This is a genomic window from Bradyrhizobium sp. C9 (assembly GCF_002532045.1).
In the GTDB taxonomy this organism is placed as follows: domain Bacteria; phylum Pseudomonadota; class Alphaproteobacteria; order Rhizobiales; family Xanthobacteraceae; genus Bradyrhizobium.
Window position 1 is genome coordinate 150777 of record NZ_NWTG01000001.1, and the last position, 16790, is coordinate 167566.

The 16790-nt window shown below is 63.0% G+C and carries 12 protein-coding genes; 6 read left to right on the forward strand and 6 right to left on the reverse strand.

Features of this window, described 5'->3' with window-relative positions; translation table 11 throughout:
• Positions 1–540 precede the first annotated feature (540 nt).
• The 5 genes from CO675_RS00665 to CO675_RS00685 form a co-directional block, all read right to left on the reverse strand.
• Positions 541–1590 carry a Csu type fimbrial protein gene (locus CO675_RS00665; protein WP_097670123.1) on the reverse strand — a complete coding sequence of 350 codons (1050 nt, stop codon included), beginning with the start codon at positions 1588–1590 and terminating at the stop codon, positions 541–543.
• A gap of 32 nt (positions 1591–1622) precedes the next feature.
• On the reverse strand, positions 1623–4046 hold the full coding sequence (locus CO675_RS00670; protein WP_158231165.1) for a fimbria/pilus outer membrane usher protein: 2424 nt from the start codon (positions 4044–4046) through the stop codon (positions 1623–1625).
• Between the two features lie 16 nt (positions 4047–4062).
• Positions 4063–4806, reverse strand: coding sequence for a fimbrial biogenesis chaperone (locus CO675_RS00675; RefSeq protein ID WP_097670125.1), 744 nt, complete (start codon positions 4804–4806; stop codon positions 4063–4065).
• Between the two features lie 84 nt (positions 4807–4890).
• Entirely contained in the window at positions 4891–5652 is a 762-nt protein-coding gene (locus CO675_RS00680; protein WP_143278849.1) for a Csu type fimbrial protein, read from the reverse strand.
• Positions 5653–5806: 154 nt separating this feature from the next.
• Complete coding sequence (locus tag CO675_RS00685) at positions 5807–7639, reverse strand: outer membrane protein assembly factor BamB family protein (RefSeq protein ID WP_097670127.1); 1833 nt, start codon at positions 7637–7639, stop codon at positions 5807–5809.
• A 269-nt stretch (positions 7640–7908) separates the two neighbouring features.
• Between CO675_RS00685 and CO675_RS00690 the strand changes: the two genes are divergently transcribed.
• The 3 genes from CO675_RS00690 to CO675_RS00700 all read left to right on the forward strand — a co-directional run bounded on the left by CO675_RS00690 (position 7909) and on the right by CO675_RS00700 (position 11698).
• Positions 7909–9483: a sugar ABC transporter ATP-binding protein gene (locus CO675_RS00690; protein ID WP_245452577.1), complete on the forward strand. Its 1575-nt coding sequence runs from the start codon at positions 7909–7911 to the stop codon at positions 9481–9483.
• Positions 9480–10472, forward strand: a complete 993-nt coding sequence (locus CO675_RS00695) for an ABC transporter permease (protein ID WP_097670129.1) — start codon at positions 9480–9482, stop codon at positions 10470–10472. The genes CO675_RS00690 and CO675_RS00695 overlap by 4 nt, the downstream gene beginning before the upstream one ends.
• 74 nt (positions 10473–10546) lie before the next feature.
• Positions 10547–11698: a substrate-binding domain-containing protein gene (locus CO675_RS00700; protein WP_097670130.1), complete on the forward strand. Its 1152-nt coding sequence runs from the start codon at positions 10547–10549 to the stop codon at positions 11696–11698.
• An 80-nt stretch (positions 11699–11778) separates the two neighbouring features.
• Here CO675_RS00700 and CO675_RS00705 read toward each other — a convergent pair whose 3' ends face one another.
• Complete coding sequence (locus CO675_RS00705) at positions 11779–12573, reverse strand: DeoR/GlpR family DNA-binding transcription regulator (RefSeq protein WP_097670131.1); 795 nt, start codon at positions 12571–12573, stop codon at positions 11779–11781.
• Positions 12574–12921: 348 nt separating this feature from the next.
• Here CO675_RS00705 and deoC point away from each other — a divergent pair, with 348 nt between their 5' ends.
• The 3 genes from deoC (at position 12922) to CO675_RS00720 (ending at position 16790) form a co-directional block, all read left to right on the forward strand.
• A complete protein-coding gene (deoC, locus tag CO675_RS00710) occupies positions 12922–13839 on the forward strand; it encodes a deoxyribose-phosphate aldolase (protein WP_245452630.1) in 918 nt (305 codons plus the stop codon).
• A 10-nt stretch (positions 13840–13849) separates the two neighbouring features.
• Complete coding sequence (locus CO675_RS00715; protein ID WP_097670132.1) at positions 13850–16237, forward strand: aldehyde dehydrogenase family protein; 2388 nt, start codon at positions 13850–13852, stop codon at positions 16235–16237.
• Between the two features lie 97 nt (positions 16238–16334).
• On the forward strand, positions 16335–16790 hold the full coding sequence (locus CO675_RS00720) for an RbsD/FucU family protein (protein ID WP_097670133.1): 456 nt from the start codon (positions 16335–16337) through the stop codon (positions 16788–16790).

Here is a 16790-nt window from a genome sequence, read left to right on the forward strand (position 1 = left end):
GCCGATATCGGTCAAATAGATCGACAGCACGTCGGCGCAATCGATGTCTTCTATATCTCTTCGGCTCCGCTCCGGTTGATATTTTGCGCGATGTGGTTTCCCAGCGCTTGCCCTGCTTTCTGCGGCGGTTTGTTTCAGACGCGCTCGCAATGCATCCTGTGGCGATATGCCGGTCTCCGTCCTTGATGATCCAAACAGACTGGGCGACGAGCCTGCCTTCGCGATAGCGGGCTTTACGTCTGTAGAGCCGGGCTCTTTTGCTTGGACGCGACATAATTCATTCCCTCATTCTCCCTCATCTCTCTACATGAAAGAGTGTAATGGACTTCTCAGCGACGCATTCGTGCTGAGTTACTGAGCAGCGGCTCTCTTGGATCGTCTCTCAACTGATAAGCTGGCGACCATCGAAAGCCGCCCAACGCGCTTATCGTCACCCAAATCATCTGTACCGATTTCGTCGAATGATTGCGGTGCGCGAACTTGCGCGCGAACGAAATGGGCACGTTTCTGGTGCGGTGGTCGCGCTATGGGAAGATCGGGCTAGAAGGTCACGGTGACGACGATGGTGTCGGCGTAGGCTCCTGGAGGGGGCGAGGTTTGCGGTGGAACACGTCCATAGACTGAAATGTTCTGGTTCAACGCTGTTCCTGTGCCAAGCACGCAGGTATTGGCACCGGACGTGCAGGTTGTAGCGGATGTCGTACTTGTCCAGGCGCCGGTCCGGGCCGCGTCCGTATAGAGATTGTAGTTGATGAAGCTGGAGCTTGCCTGCATGCGCCGCTGGCTGCCGCTTGCGTGCAATCCGTTGTCGAGGCCAATCGAGTAGGGGGTCGTATTGGTGCACTTCACCGAAATCGTCCCAACGCCGTCAATATTCGCCGTCAGCAGCGAAGCGCTACCGAAGTTGAGCGGCGTGGTCGAAACAATGCAATTTCCGGCGATTGTCGCCGTCCATGGCGAGGAGCCTGCATTTGTTGTCGTTCCCGGGTTCGACGAACAATTCGGGCTTGTAAGAAGATAGGCCGCGTAGGCGACGACCGGAGACGCCGTGCTCCAGACGTAGGTCCCGGGTATCGTTGCCTGCTGATTGGCGAGGAAGCGCCCATAGACGGTCAGGCTTTGTTGTGTGGACCCGCCCAAAAGAGGAAGGCTGAGATTGATGCTGACGCCACCGGAGCCATACGCGGTGGTTCCGTATCCCCAGGATCCCCAGACTTGCGTCCGTCCGGAGTCCGAATAGAGCTCATGTATTGCCGTATTCGCTCCACTTCCCAGCGATCGAACCGAGCTGTTGCTGTTGGGCGCCCCTTGGTCGAATTGCACACATGCATTGACCGTGCAGCCGAGCGCACAGCCACTGCATGTTACGGTAAATGTCGAGGTCGTATCGACGGCGCCACCCGCCAGGATGTCGACAGATCCGTAGTTGCCGGACGCCGAGGTAACGGAGCAGCTTTGGGCGTAGGCCGAAAACGATGCCGCAAATTGCAGGAGCAAGGCAAAGACCAGGGTTCGCTTTGAGCCAATGACCACGATTTCGATCTCGCAATGCGGGTTGGTCAGAACGGATGATCGAGGAAACTGACGCACGAAGGCATTGTTTTACGTGGGAAATGACCGCATCATTGGCACACGACCCCGGGGATCCGAACCTGTTCGCCCGGCCGCGGAATGAACGCAAACGTGGCGCGGCAGCGTGCGTCGGCAAACTCGATTTCGGCTTCGTTCAGTGACGAGAGCCCCTTGATATAGGCCTGTCCGTCGTAGCCTACGACAAATTCTACTCCACCGGTCATATGGCCGACAGCCCCAGCCGGCAGAACGCGATTGTCGGGCCCAATAAAGGTAACCAGCGCAGCCGTCGTCTCCTTGCGGACATCGAATCTGATGAGCGACCCGGCGCGATCTGCCGGAGCGACGATGTCATGCGTCGTTGCTGCCTCGTCGTCGACCGGAAGGTTCGTCGGGTCGATCGCAATCTTGTTCTTCTGGTAGGACCGGAGCGTCGGGATCAGCAGCATGCCCCTGGAATCGGTGACACCCGCCCGGCGATTCTCGCTGAGGACCTCGACATCCGGCACGCCAGTCGCGACCACCGCGAAACTGTCGTCGATCCAGTTCGAAAGGAAAACACCGCCTCCCATGGTGGTGATCGAACCGCGCAATTCCAGCGATCCCACGCTGCCGGCTCCGGCCTGGCTTGCGCCTGCCTGGATGGTGCCGTAGCTCGACCTGTAGGAAGCCGTGGCCTCCCGGTAACTCGATGCGCCTTCGGAATCGTGCACGCGCCAGCCGTAGCTGCCAGGCTCCGGCCCGAGCGACTTGACGGCATCAACGCTACCGGTTGTACCGGTCCGTCCGCTCGAAACTCCGGTCGTGATCGAAGCTGAGTCGCCAAAAGGGATGCTCAAACCGGCAAATATGCCGGTATTCTTCTTGGTACCGAAATCGTGGAAGACGGTGGAGAATATCGACGCATTGTAGGGCAACGAACGCGAGTAAGAGGCCGTCACGATATTGGAACGATTGCCTGCGTCATCGCGCAGACCGACAAGGCTTGCACTCAGGCTGGCTCGGGGGTCGAACGGCATCGGAGCGCTGAAAGTGATGCGATCGAGTGCGACCGGCGCACGGGCGCTGCCATAGATGCCGGTCACATAGGCAAACGAGTTCGACAACGAAGAGATACTGCCGGGCAGGTAGTTGAACAGACCGTTCAGGTTTTGCAGGCCGCCGTTTAACGTCACGATATTTTGCAATTTTGCGGTCGCCGAGGCAAGGTCGTCATAGGTGCCGAGGGTGTGTTGCGAACTCGCCGAAATGCTCACGCCGAAGAGCCGGGTCTCATAGGAAGCGTAGCTCTGCAGACCGCGGTTCGTACCGCTTCCACTGCCGGCCAGGGCCACGGCGGCGACACCGATCGTCCCGGTCCTGAAGGTACCACCGATGCCACCGTTGATGACGCCGGCTCCGCCTTCGACGTGCGCCTCTGCCGTCAAGCCATCGTAGATGCCTCGTCGCAGGGTTGCAGAGCCGACCGGCGAGCCGACATAGACGTCGCTGCTCGAGCCGTAGGATAGCCGCGGCAATCCGCCCTCCACCGACCAGCTGCTCAGTCCGGGCGCAAGCAGGCTCGAGGTCGCATAAAACGGCGCCGACGTCTGAATTTCGTGACCTGCCGAATCCCTCACCACGAGTTGCGTCGTGCCGGCGCCGGAAATCAGCGGTACGTTGTTTACGCTGAAAGGGCCGGACGCGACGTCCTGAGAAAATGTCTTGATGTTGTTGACATAGACATCGACGGTTGACGGCACTGCCGCGCTACCGCCGATGGTCGCGAGCGGCGCGGTAATGAGATCGGGCCGCAGGGTAAAATCGCGTTGAGCCTGAAGGCCACCGATCCTGACCGGCCGTGACCAGGCCAGTCCGCCGTTGATCGTATCCCCAGCAACGTAGCTGATCATCCGGCCTGGGTCGGAATACTGGAAAGACGAATTCAGCCGTGTGGCCTGCGCAGGCTGCTGCGGACCAGTGCGGACGATCGCCGACTGTTCGGCGGTGCCGTAAGGTGAAAACGCCCGAGCATCGAGCAAAAGCGATGTGTTACCGAGGCCGATTAATCTCGGGGTAGCTGCGTTGCTGGTTGAACTCAACAGGTCATAATTCAGCACCGCACCGGGATCGGCCCGCGCCTTTGGCAGGTTCCCGCTGGAGCCGCCTGCGTCAAAGAGCTGCGGCTTGCGTCCGGCTTCGTCGACGGCAATGAATATCCGCTGTGTTCTCTCCTCATATCGATACCTTAGGGTCGGGATATCATCCAATGCGATGATCTCGCCCGGTCGATGCGATGGGCCCGGTTGCAGGCCGAGGCTTTCGAGTTCCTCCAGCGTTCCGCCGATACGACCGTCGTCGAACCGCACGAATGATCCGATTGTTCGGGCGGGCACGGAGTTGATCACGACATCGAGTTGCAGATTTGTCTGGTTTTCCCCCGCGCGCGAACGCCCGGCACAGAGGACCATGCCGAGGAGTGCAAAAATGAACACAAGCGTGAAGCCTCTTCTACCGCCGAGTCGGCGACTCAATAACCGCATGAGTCTGGCCTTTGTCCGTTTCCGCCGTGACAGAGATGGATCCGCCAGATCCAAAGCCGCGAGGGTATTTCGGCGTGGCCCAACTCATGGAGGAATGTCCGAGGACATAGCCGAGGAGACCGTTGCCAAACGACAAGGTAGCTCCCGAAGAATCCTTAAGCCGCAAGTTCGCGATGCGTAACCGCTCGTCGCCGGCATTGCTGGTCGCGACGGTTAGTTGGCCAGCTTCGGTACGGAGCGCCCAGGAAACCTGTGGCCGGCTGATCTCGCGGCCACGAAAAAACGCCGGGATCGACTGTCGTATCAAAAGATTGACGCTGCGACCTTGGCTGCCGCCCGCTCGTGGCAATTGGTCGACGATGACACGATAGCTTTCTTCGCCATTGACCGGCTGTTTCGACACCCGCACAACCCGCACGATGTAGTCTGAATGAGGTGCCATCCTGACGGCCGGAGGTGATGCCACCACATCGGTCGTCGGTTCAAGACTCTCCTTGCCGTCGGACTGCGACCAGCGAAGCACGCGGGTCTGGACCTCGACGTCAGCATCTTCGTCATTGCGCAGCGTCAGGGAAGCCGCCGCCGCCGGCGCATTCAGTTCGAGGATAACGGGTTCGACGCGAAGCGCGGTGGCATGGGCAACCTCCAGGCATGCCAAGCTTGCGGCAAACGCGGCTAGCAGAGTCGAATTTTGATGCATCGCGATGCCCAATCGATTTCGAAATCATGCGCCAAGAAGGCATTTCGTCGATACGCAGATGCAACAGAACAGCGGGCCGCTGCCGCGGCCCCTTCTTCAATAGGTGATGGTCATGACCACCGTGTCCGTGTAGGTGCCGGTGCTCGGTGCGGTGCCGGTGGCGGGAACGGTGCCGTAAATGTTGACCGTCTGTGCCGATCCGTTACCGGTGCCGAGAAAGCAGCCGTTCGTGGTCGTGCAGGTGGTGCTGCTGGTAGCCGTGGTCCAGGGGTTGGTATGGGCTGCATCAGTATAGAGATTGTAGTTGATGAAATTCCCGGCATTCGTCATCCGCCGCTGGCTGCCGGACACATTTGCTCCGTTGTCCATGGCGATGGAGTACGGGCTGCCATTGGTGCAGGTGACGGAGACGGTTGTGCTGCCCGACTGCAAGGTGGTCGCGAGCGTTGTTCCGGACACGCTCCCGAAATTGAGCGTCGCAGCGTTGATTGTGCAAGCCGCCGTGATGGTGATCTGAACGGTCAGATTTGCGGTCGATGTGCCGGCCTGGGCGAACGTTTGATAACTGGATGCCACGGCAACGAAGAGTGCGACCGCTCCCATTCGCGCAGCCTGCCCGATTCGTCGCTTCAGCAAAGGTCCACGGTCATCGCGAATGCGAATCGTTCGACAAGGATCGAAAGCCCGGCAGGCCGGTCTCGTGGTCAGCCGGCAAACTTCTTCGGTATCTTCCAATGAATTCTTTTTCATCGCCAATTGTGCCCGGACACGCAGGCCATCGTCGTCAACCAAAAAATCAAAATTGGGTAAACTTTGAATGAGCAAAAGCTTCGCAACGCCCGATCGATCTATCGACAATTATGGCCCCATCAAAAACTGTAATAGCTAGCGAAGTCGGCTGGCAGGAGGCCTCCCGTCGGACCTCTCAGCCGATCCTGGCCGACATCAAAGCACGAATGGCCCGTCGCGAGTGGTGCTCAACGTGTCGGCGCAGATCCTGAAATGGCGCCTCTCAGGGGCTGCCGACCTCGAAGGCCAGCAGAACGTTGCCGGGCAGGCCGCCCCATTGTGCGTAGCCGGAATTGACATACAGCATGCCGTCGACGACGACCGCGCCGGGGCCGTCCATGGCGCCGCCACGGGCCGGAACGCCATTCACCGTGGTGTAGTCGCGCGCGGTGTCGACCTCCCAAAGCAGCCGCGCATCGTCGGTGGCGTAGGCGCGCAGAAAGCCGCTCACGCCGCCCGAGAACACGGCGCCGGGAATGACGGTGACCGCGGCGGACAGCGCGGGACTGCACTGGGGACGATCGCCACAGGCAACCGGCGCCACCTGCATCGCGACTTTACCGGTCGCAAGATCGAGGCCGAACAAGCCACCGCCTTCGCTTGAATTGAGACGTCTCGAGCCGTCCCTCAAAAACCGCACGTCGGAATTGGCCACATAGATTCGGTCCTGGTCGGCGGCGGAGCCCCATTCGGTTCCTCCCAGCGGGCCACCTTGGCCGATCCGCGTCTGCCACAGGATCTTGCCCTCATGGTCGGGATCGAGTGCATGTACGACGCCGGATTTCTGGCCGACGACCAGCTCGCGTTGACCGTCATGCAAGGTCACCAGGATCGGCGATTGTCCGAAGTCGTGGTCGGGACCGCGATCCTGCGGACAGTTGCTCTGGTCGGTGCCGAAGCACGCCACGACGAAGCTGTCCTTCGGTGTCGCCTGCTGATGCCAAAGCATTCGCCCGGTCGCCAGATCGAACGCGAGGATGGCGTCGCTGGTGTCGGTTGCCGGGTCGGCATAGCTGTTCGATGTCGCGACATAGAGCGCCTGGCGCTGAACATCGATCGTCGGTGCGGACCAGACCGACGCGCCGGCCGGACCGAACAGCTGGGTCCCGATGGCGTTGGTCCGTGCGGGATGCGGCGCGTCAGCGATGGTGTAGGTCTTCCAGATCTGCGCACCGGTTTCGGCCTTCAGCGCCACGACGCTGCCGCGAAACGTGCAGCATTGGTAGGTGGGGCGGGACCCCGTCGCCTCCTCGATCGATGACACGCCGACATAGACAACGCCGGAATAGAAGGTTGGCGCACCGGTAATCCGCGCGGCCGGATGATCCTCGACCCTGCTTTTCCAGATCAACGCGCCGGTCGCAGCATTCACCGCGTAGACGTTGGCCAGCACATCGCCGAAGACGATGGCGGACTGGCCGTTATCCAGCGGAGCAAAACTGATGGCCGCCCTGACCGGCGCCTCGGTTGGAAACACCCAGCGGGTGCATCCGGTTTTGGCGTCGAGGGCATGGACCTTGCGGTCGCCGCCGCCGACGAACAGCAAGCCGCCGATGACCGTCGGCTGAGCGTAGACAGCGGACGTGCCGGGAAACCCGAAGGCCCATTTCAGGCGCAGCCGCGGGACCTGGTCTGGCGTAAGGCCGGCCATTGCCGCCGGCTGAAACCGGCTGTTGTTGAGATCCGCGCCCCAGCCGTTCCATCGTGGCCCATCGATCGGTTGCGGGAAGCCGGTCTCGCTCTGCGCGCATTGGCCTGCACTGTCGGCCGACGCATGCGAGGCGGCCTTGCCGGTGACGAGCGAGGCGATGGCCGCCCGCTCGTCATTGCTCAGCCCCTGCGCGAAGGACGACATCGCGCCGGTGGTGATCGCACCCAGAACCTCTTCGAACGACTTCGATTGCAGCGCGGTGCGGCTCGGTGCGCGAATATCGGTGTTGCTGCTGTCGTGACACTGCGCACAGCGTTGCGCGTAGAGCGCGGCACCGCCTTGCTGCGCAGTCGCAGGAAGGCACGACCAGATCAGGGCGACGGCAATCGCAGCACTCAGTTTCATCGCGGTTCACCGGCGTTGGCTTTGATGAGATGAGCGACTGAAGCCTAGCACAACCTGCCGGCTTCCATCGCGCGTGGCGAGGCCGGCGGCGTGTGCCGGGCGGTGCCGAACCTGATCGCGACCGGCCGCCCCAATTGGAGCGCCTGACGGCGTGATCTCCCATTGACAGGTCGCCCGATGTGATAGAATTATAACACAATAAGTTGCAAAAATAACAAGATGTCACCATCGCATCAGCGCCTGGCGCGGGTGACGGGAGGAAAACGGAATTGTCGGGTTCGGACGCGGCAGAGTCTCGGCCGTCGACGTCGCTGTTGATGGTCGGCGGCATCGACAAGCGCTTCGGCGGCGTGCGGGCGTTGCGCGACGTCAGCCTCGAGGTCCGTGCCGGCGAGGTGCATGCGCTGCTGGGCGAGAACGGGGCCGGAAAATCCACGCTGATCAAGATCCTCAGCGGCGTTCATGCCGCCGACAGCGGCACCATCGAGATCGCCGGCAGGCCAGCGACGTTCGACAGCCCGGCAAGATCGCGCGAGGCCGGGATCGCCGTGGTCTATCAGGACCTCAGTCTCGTCGAATCCCTGAGCGTCGCCGACAATCTGCTGCTCGGCCGCGAGCCGCGCGCGCGGTTCGGCTTCGTCCGGAAGCGCGAGCTGATGGCAAGGGCCGAAGCGTTCCTGGGTGAACTCGGCATTCCCCTCGATACCAAAGCAACGGTCGGCTCGCTGCCGTTCGCGTACCGCCAGATGACGGAGATCGCCAAGGCGCTGATGGGCGAGGTGCGGCTGTTGATCCTCGACGAGCCGACGTCTTCGCTGACCTCGGATGAGGTCCGCATCCTGTTCGATGCGATCGGCAAGGCGACGCGCCGCGGCGTCGGCGTGATCTATGTGACCCATCGGCTCAACGAGGTGTTCGAGATCTCGCAGCGTGTCACGGTGCTGCGTGATGGCGCCAACGCCGGCACGTTCGTCACCGCCGAGACCGACATGAAGCGGCTGGTGAACGCCATCATCGGCACCGATCGATTGGCGCCCGCAGCATCGCGTGCCGCGCCCGCGGCAGCGCGTTCGTTCGATTCATCGCCGGTTCTGTTCTTGTCGGGTGTGTCGAACGATCGGCTGTCGGCCGTCGACTTGTCGGTGATGAAGGGTGAGATCCACGGCCTTGCCGGCTTGATCGGCAGCGGGCGCACGGAGATTCTGGAGACGATCTTTGGGCTTCGGCCGGCCGAGAGCGGCACGCTCGAGATCGAGGGCCGGCCATGGCTGCCGAAGAGCGCGGCCGATGCGATCGATCAGGGCGTCGCACTGGTGCCGGAGGATCGGCACGTGCAGGGCCTGGTCCTCGACCATTCGATCGAGCGCAACATCACCTTGCCGCGAATTCCGCATTTCTCGCGCTGGGGGTTCATGCAGCAACGCGCTGCGGCCCGACGTGCGGAAACTGCGGTCGCGCGGCTTTCGGTGAGGGCGCAAGGTGCTTCCAGCCTGGTCAGGACACTGTCCGGCGGCAACCAGCAGAAGGTCGTGTTCGGAAAATGGAATGATCCGCGGCCGCGCGTGCTGCTGCTGGACGAGCCGACGGTCGGTGTCGACGTCGGCGCACGCGAGGAAATCTACGGCGTGATCCGCAATGCCGCGCGCGACGGCAGCGGCGTACTAATCGTCTCGTCGGATCTCGTTGAGCTGATCGAGCTCTGCGACCGCATCTCCGTGATCGTCGACGGACGCGTCGCGCGAACGCTTGCGCGCGGCGAGATCAATGATGCCGAAGAGCTCCATCATCTGCTGCAAATATACCAGGCCTCCGGACAAGGCCTATTGCAAGAGTTGCCCGCATGACCGAACTGACCGCGCCCAATGTCGTCGCCACGTCGACCCGAACCGATCGTCGGCGCAAGCTGCTGCAAAATCTGCTGCGGGGCGAGCGGCCCTACATGCTGTACATCGCCTTCGTGGTGCTGCTCGTCGTGTTCAGCTTGTCTTCGCCCTGGTTCCTGTCGGTCGACAATTTCCTCAATATCGGACGCCAGACCACGCTGGTGTCGATCATCGCGGTCGGCATGACCTTCGTGATCATCGCGCGTCAGATCGATCTGTCGGTGGCATCGACATTGGCACTGTCGGGCATGGCCGCGGCGCTCGCCATGAGCCAGATCAGCAACAGCTGGATCGTCGGCGCCGTTGCCGGGCTCGGCACCGGTGCGCTGGTCGGACTGCTCAACGGCATCCTGACCACGCAGCTTTCGATCCCGTCCTTCCTGGTCACGCTGGGATCGCTGAGCATGGCGCGGGGGCTGGCGATGATGGTGACCAACACCAAGCCGGTCATCATCACCAACGAGACTTACTTTGCGATCTTCGGCGAAGGCACGTTCCTCGGCATTCCCGTTCCCATCGCCTGGACGCTGGTGGCGATGATCGTCGGCATCCTGCTGCTGCACTACAACGTGTTCGGCCGCCGCATCTATGCGGTGGGCGGCAATCCGACCGCGGCGCTCTATTCCGGCATCAATACCAAATGGGTGACGACCGCGGCCTTTGTGCTGACCGGCGCGCTGGCCGGGCTTGCGGCGCTGGTGTTGTCCGCGCGCTCGCACGCTGCGCGGCCCGACGTCGTGCAGGGGATGGAACTCGACGTCATCGCCGCCGTGATCCTCGGGGGCTGCAGCCTGTTCGGCGGGCGCGGCTACATCCTGGGAACGCTGTTCGGCAGCCTCATCATCGGCACGCTCAACAACGGTCTCGTGCTGCTCGGCGTCAGCTCGCCGCTGCAGCTCGTCATCAAGGGAGCGATCATCGTGGCCGCGGTCGCTTTCACGAAGCGCTAGAGCACGGTCCTGGAAAACGTAGGGGCAAGGTCGCTGGCCTCCGGTTAATCGGCGACCAAAAAAGGGAGGAAACAATGAAGCCAATCTTGCGACAAACCCTGCCGCTGACCGCACTGATCGCGGCGACGGCCATTTCGATCGTCCCCTCGGCGCGCGCCGAAGTGCCGGCAACCTGCGTCAAGGGCGTCGATCTCGCGACGCTTGGACCGAAATCGATCGTCGGGCAAGGGCCGCACGGCGAGAAGGCCGCCTCGCCCGAGGTGCTTGCGCTGTCGGACGCCGATGCCGCCAAGGTCAAGGAGAAGCATTTCAAGGTCGGCATCTCGATGCAGACCGTCAACCTCGACTGGGCGCAGCTGCAGATCCAGGGCATCACCGATACGCTGAAGAAGTACGGCGTGACGGTGACCGGCGTCGCCTCCGCCGAATATCAGGTCGACAAGCAGATCGCCGACATCGAGAACACCATCCAGCAGCATCCGGACGGCATTATCTCGATCCCGGTCGATTTCACCGCGACCGCGCCGACCTACAAGAAGGTCGCCAAGGCCGGGATCAAGCTGGTGCTGATGGACAGCATTCCGACCGGCCTCAAGCATCCGGAGGAATACGCCTCGATGATCTCGGCGGACAATTTGGGTAACGGACAGATCGCAGCCCAGATCCTGGCCTCCTGCATGCCGCAGGGCGGCACCATCGGCCTCGTCAATTTCGGCGTCGACTATTTCAGCACCAACGAGCGCACCAAGGGCGTCCGCGAATGGATGCAGAAGAACCGTCCCGATATCAAGATGAAGCAGGTCGACTTCACCGACCCCCCGAAAGTATCGCAGATCGCGGGTGACTTCCTCACCGGCAATCCTGACATCAAGGGCCTGTACGCGGTCTGGGATCAGCCGGCGCTCGACACGTTGAGCTCGATGCGCGCGCAGGGCATCGACATTCCCGTCACGACCGTCGACCTCGGCCTGCAATCGGCGATCGAGATCGCCAAAGGCGGGCCGCTGAAGGCGACCGGGTCGCAACGCCCCTATGATCAGGGCGTCGCGGAGGCGATGGCGATGATGAATGCGCTGCTGGGCAAGGAAACGCCGGCCTGGGTCGGCGTGCAATCGCTGCCGGTGACGCAGTCCAATGTGCTGGAATCCTACAAGACGGTGTTCAAGAAGGAGCCGCCGCCGGAGCTGACCGACGTCTGCAACAAGGCGAAGCCGGCCTGCAACTAAGCCAAAGGAGTTCGATGCGTGGTCCCGCGAGCCTGCGCATCGTGAGCAGCCTGATCCGGGCGTGCCAGCCCCCGCTCGGATCAGGTTGCGCTGGTGACGTACTCGACGGGAAGGCTGCGGAAGTGCTTGCGCATGTCCGATGACGCCGCGCCGCCGACGATGATCCGCGAGAACGCGCCGATGTCGGAGAAGAATGCCGATTTGAGACTGCCGAGCTTGCTCGCGTCGATCACCAGGACGCTCTCCATCGCGGTCTCGATGACGGCCTGCTTGACGGCGACTTCGTGAAAATTCGAGCAGCTCGCACCGCGGGTCCAATGCACGCCGCCGGCGGAGATGAAGGCCTTGTTGATTCCGAGCCGCCGCAGGTAGGACAGGCCGTCATCGGACGCAAAGGACTGCGACGAGGGATGATAGAGACCGCCCATCACCATCACCTGCGTCTTGGGCCGGTGCGTCACGATCGACGCCACGTTCATCGAATAGCAGATCACCGAGAGCGGCAGATCCTCGGGCAGGCAATCCGCCAGCGACTGCATCGTGGTGCCGCAGTCGATGAAGATCGTGTCGCCTTCCCTAATGGAGGCGGCGGCAGCCCGACAGGCGAGGCGCTTGTCCTGGGTGTGCTGATCGATCTCCTGCTCGAACGTGTACTTGATCCCGGTCGGTGACGCCGCATTGACGACGTAGCCGCCGAGCAAAGCGAGTGCGGCTTCCGGACCGGCAAGGTCGCGCCGCACCGTCATTTCGGAAACCTTGAGGAGCTCGGCGGCGTCCTTCAGGTGCAGCGCGCCACTCGATTCGACGGCGCGGCGCAGCCTCTGCAGGCGCTGGACGCGTGTCTCGCTTGGTCGTGCGTTGGAAGTTTCAGCCATTTTGATCGCCGAGCTTGCTTATCCGATTGACAATGATCTTACAATGTTGTGAGTTTAGCAACGTCGATCTGTTACAATAATAACATTCAGTCCAGCGGGCTGATCCGGTGTCGAGACGATGTCGTCCTCGGCAGGCGGCAGACCCGCGGCAAGGTCAGGGGAGGATCACATGTTGCGATCGGCACATTCAATCTATCTGGCCACCTCGTCGATTCGCTAGGACCGCACGGCGCCGCCATGACGCAGAGCGTCTTCATACAGAATCCGTCCCCATTGGCCGTGCAATCGCCTTCCCCGGGCGACGAGCATGTGCATCCCCTGCCGCGCAACAGCGGCCGTGCGCTCGAGATGGATTGGGTCGACGACATCAGGATCAACCTGTCGGCCGCCGAACGGCGGGTTGCCAGCCTGCCGGGCCGGCGCACCGTGAAGAAGGACGCGCAGGCGGCGTGGCTTCTCAAGGCCGTCACCTGCATCGACCTGACGACGCTCAATGGCGACGATACGACCGAGCGGGTCAAGCGCCTCTGCGCCAAGGCCAAGGCGCCGGTGCGCGGCGATGTCATGGAGAAGCTCGGCTTTGCCGGGCGCGCCCTGCATACCGGCGCGGTCTGCGTCTACCATCGGTTCGTCGGCGCAGCTGTCGAAGCGCTCGATGGATCCGGCATCCCGGTTGCTGCGGTCTCGACCGGGTTTCCCGCAGGCCTCGTGCCGCATGAGCTGAAGCTGAAGGAGATCGAGGCATCGCTCCGGGACGGCGCGCAGGAGATCGACATCGTCATCACGCGCGAGCACGTGCTGACCGGCGACTGGCGGGCGCTTTACGCCGAGGTCCGGGATTTCCGCGCGGTCTGCGACAACGCGCATCTGAAGACGATTCTGGCCACGGGTGACCTCAAGACGCTGCGCAATGTCGCCAAGGCATCGATGGTCTGCATGATGGCCGGCGCCGATTTCATCAAGACCTCCACCGGCAAGGAAGGCGTCAATGCGACGCTGCCGGTGACGCTGGCGATGCTGCGGATGATCCGGCTCTATCAGGAGCGCACCGGCTACAGGATCGGGTTCAAGCCGGCCGGCGGAATTTCGACGGCAAAGGACGTGCTCACCTATCAGTTCCTGATGAAGGAAGAGCTGGGTCGCGACTGGCTCGAGCCGGACCTGTTCCGCATCGGCGCCTCCAGCCTGCTCGCCGACATCGAGCGGCAGCTCGAGCATCACGTGACCGGCCACTACTCGGCTTTCAACCGCCACCCCGTGGGATGAGACTCCAGCGATGAGCGTCGCAAGCTATTTCGAGACCATGGAGTATGGCCCCGCGCCCGAGGCGGATGGCGAGGCACGCGCCTGGCTGACGCGGCATGGCGCCACGTTCGGGCATTTCATCGCCGGCAAGTTCACGGCGCCGCATGCGGGCAAGCACCTCGCGACAAGCGAACCTGCCACCGGCAAGGCGCTGGCGCGCATCGCGCAGGGTAACGCTACCGATGTCGATGCGGCAGTCAGCGCCGCGCGCACCGCGCAGGTCGCATGGGCCAAGCTTGGCGGTCATGGCCGCGCCCGTCACCTCTATGCGTTGGCACGCATGCTGCAGCGTCACGCCCGGTTGTTCGCCGTGCTGGAGGCGATCGACAACGGCAAGCCGATCCGGGAAACCCGCGATCTCGACGTGCCGCTCGCCGCGCGCCACTTCTACTATCACGCGGGCTGGGCGCAGTTGCAGGAGCGCGAATTCGCCGATCAGGTGCCGATCGGCGTGATCGGCCAGATCATTCCGTGGAATTTCCCGCTGTTGATGCTGGCCTGGAAAATCGCGCCGGCCCTTGCCGCGGGCAACACGGTGGTGCTGAAGCCGGCGGAGTTCACCTCGCTCACCGCGCTGCTGTTCGCCGAACTGTCGGCCGAGGCCGGGCTGCCGCCGGGCGTGCTCAACGTTGTCACCGGCGACGGTGCGACCGGCGCATTGCTGGTCGAAAGTCCCGGCGTCGACAAGATCGCCTTTACTGGATCGACCGAGGTCGGACGGTTGATCCGCCAGACCACCGCGGGCACCGGCAAGTCGCTGACGCTGGAGCTCGGCGGCAAGTCGCCGTTCATCGTGTTCGACGACGCCGATATCGATGGCGCGGTGGAAGGTGTCGTCGACGCGATTTGGTTCAACCAGGGCCAGGTCTGCTGCGCCGGATCGCGGTTGCTGCTGCAGGAGGGCATTGCGGAGACCTTCCGCAGGCGGCTGATCCGCCGCATGGAGATGCTTCGCATCGGCATGCCGCTCGACAAGGCGATCGATATGGGCGCGGTGGTCGCCCCCGTTCAGCTCGAGCGGATCAAGGCGCTGGTCGAGACCGGGGTGAAGGAGGGCGCCGAGAAATATCAGGCGCCCGGTGCGATGCCGGCTGAAGGCTGCTTCTATCCGCCGACCCTGCTCTGGAACGTGCATCCGTCCTCGACGGTTGCGACCGAAGAGATCTTTGGCCCGGTCCTGGTGGCGATGACGTTCCGCACGCCTGACGAGGCCGTGATGCTCGCCAACAACACGCGCTACGGCCTTGCCGCCAGCGTGTGGAGCGAAACGATCGGGCTGGCGCTCGACATCGCGCCGAAACTGCTGGCTGGCGTGGTCTGGGTCAACGCGACCAATCTGTTCGACGCCAGCGTCGGCTTTGGCGGCTATCGCGAGTCCGGCTTCGGCCGCGAGGGTGGCCGTGAAGGCATGTATGAGTATCTCAAGCCGAAGGCCTGGAGCGGCCGCAAGGCGCGGGCCGAGCCAGCGCCGCTGCCGACGGCGTCCGGCGCCGGCGCCGGTTTCGACGTGCCACCGATCGATCGAACGACGAAACTGTTCGTCGGCGGCAAGCAGGTGCGCCCTGACGGCAATTATTCGCGCGCGGTGCTCTCGCCAAAGGGCCGGCGTCTCGGCGAGGCCGGCGAGGGCAATCGCAAGGATATCCGCAATGCGGTGGCCGCGGCGCGCTCCGCCGAGGGCTGGGCGCGGGCGACGGCGCATAATCGCGCCCAGATCCTCTATTATCTTGCCGAGAATCTGTCCGCGCGCGGCGACGAGTTCACCTGGCGTATCGCCGACATGACCGGCGTTTCGGCAGCAAAAGCGCGCGCGGAAGTCGACGCGAGCATCGAGCGGCTGTTCAGCTATGGCGCCTGGGCGGACAAATTCGAAGGGACCATCCACGCGCCGCCGCTGCGCGGCGTGGCGCTGGCGATGTATGAGCCGGTCGGCGTGGTCGGTGTCGCCTGTCCCAACGAGGCGCCGCTGCTTGCCTTCATCAGCCTGGTGGCGCCGCTGGTTGCGATGGGCAACCGGGTCGTCGCGGTGCCGAGCGAGCGGCATCCGCTCGCCGCGACCGATTTCTACCAGGTGCTCGAGACCTCGGACGTGCCGGGCGGCGTGGTCAACATCGTCACCGGCGATCGCAACGAACTGGTCAAGGTGCTTGCCGAGCATGACGATGTCGACGCGCTCTGGGTGTTCGGATCGCAGGAGGCCTCGACGGCGGCCGAACGGTACTCGATCGGCAATCTCAAGCGCACGCTGGTCGATCACGGCCTCGCGCTCGACTGGTACGACAAGGCCGCGAGCGAGGGACCGATCCTGCTCCGGCATGCGGTGCAGGTGAAGAACATCTGGATTCCCTATGGCGACTAGCGCGCTTTCCAGCGAAAGGGACGTCACCTTACGGTGATAGGGATGGGGATCCGGACCGTCAGAGTCCGGTGGTTTGAAGACAAGGGAGGGACGCAACATGCTCAAGGGCATCAATCCACTGCTCAATGCCGACGTGCTCTACGCCCTGCGGGCGATGGGGCACGGCGATCGCCTGGTGGTGTGCGACACCAATTTTCCGGCCGACTCGATCGCGCGCCAGAGCGTGCTTGGCCGGCTGCTGCGCATCGACAATGTGAGCGCCGCCAAGGCGGTCGAAGCCGTTCTCTCCGTGATGCCGCTCGATACATTCGTCGACGATGCGGCTGTTCGCATGGAGATCGTCGGACAGCCTCAGGAAGTGCCGCCCGTGCAGCGCGAGGTGCAGGCCGCGATCGATCGCGCCGAGGGACGATCCTGGCCGCTGATCGGTGTCGAGCGCCATGCGTTCTACGAGAAGGCCAAGACGGCCTATTGCGTGATCGCCACTGGCGAGCGGCGCTTCTATGGCTGCTTCCTGTTCAGCAAGGGCGTGATCGCGCCCGACGGGGAGTGA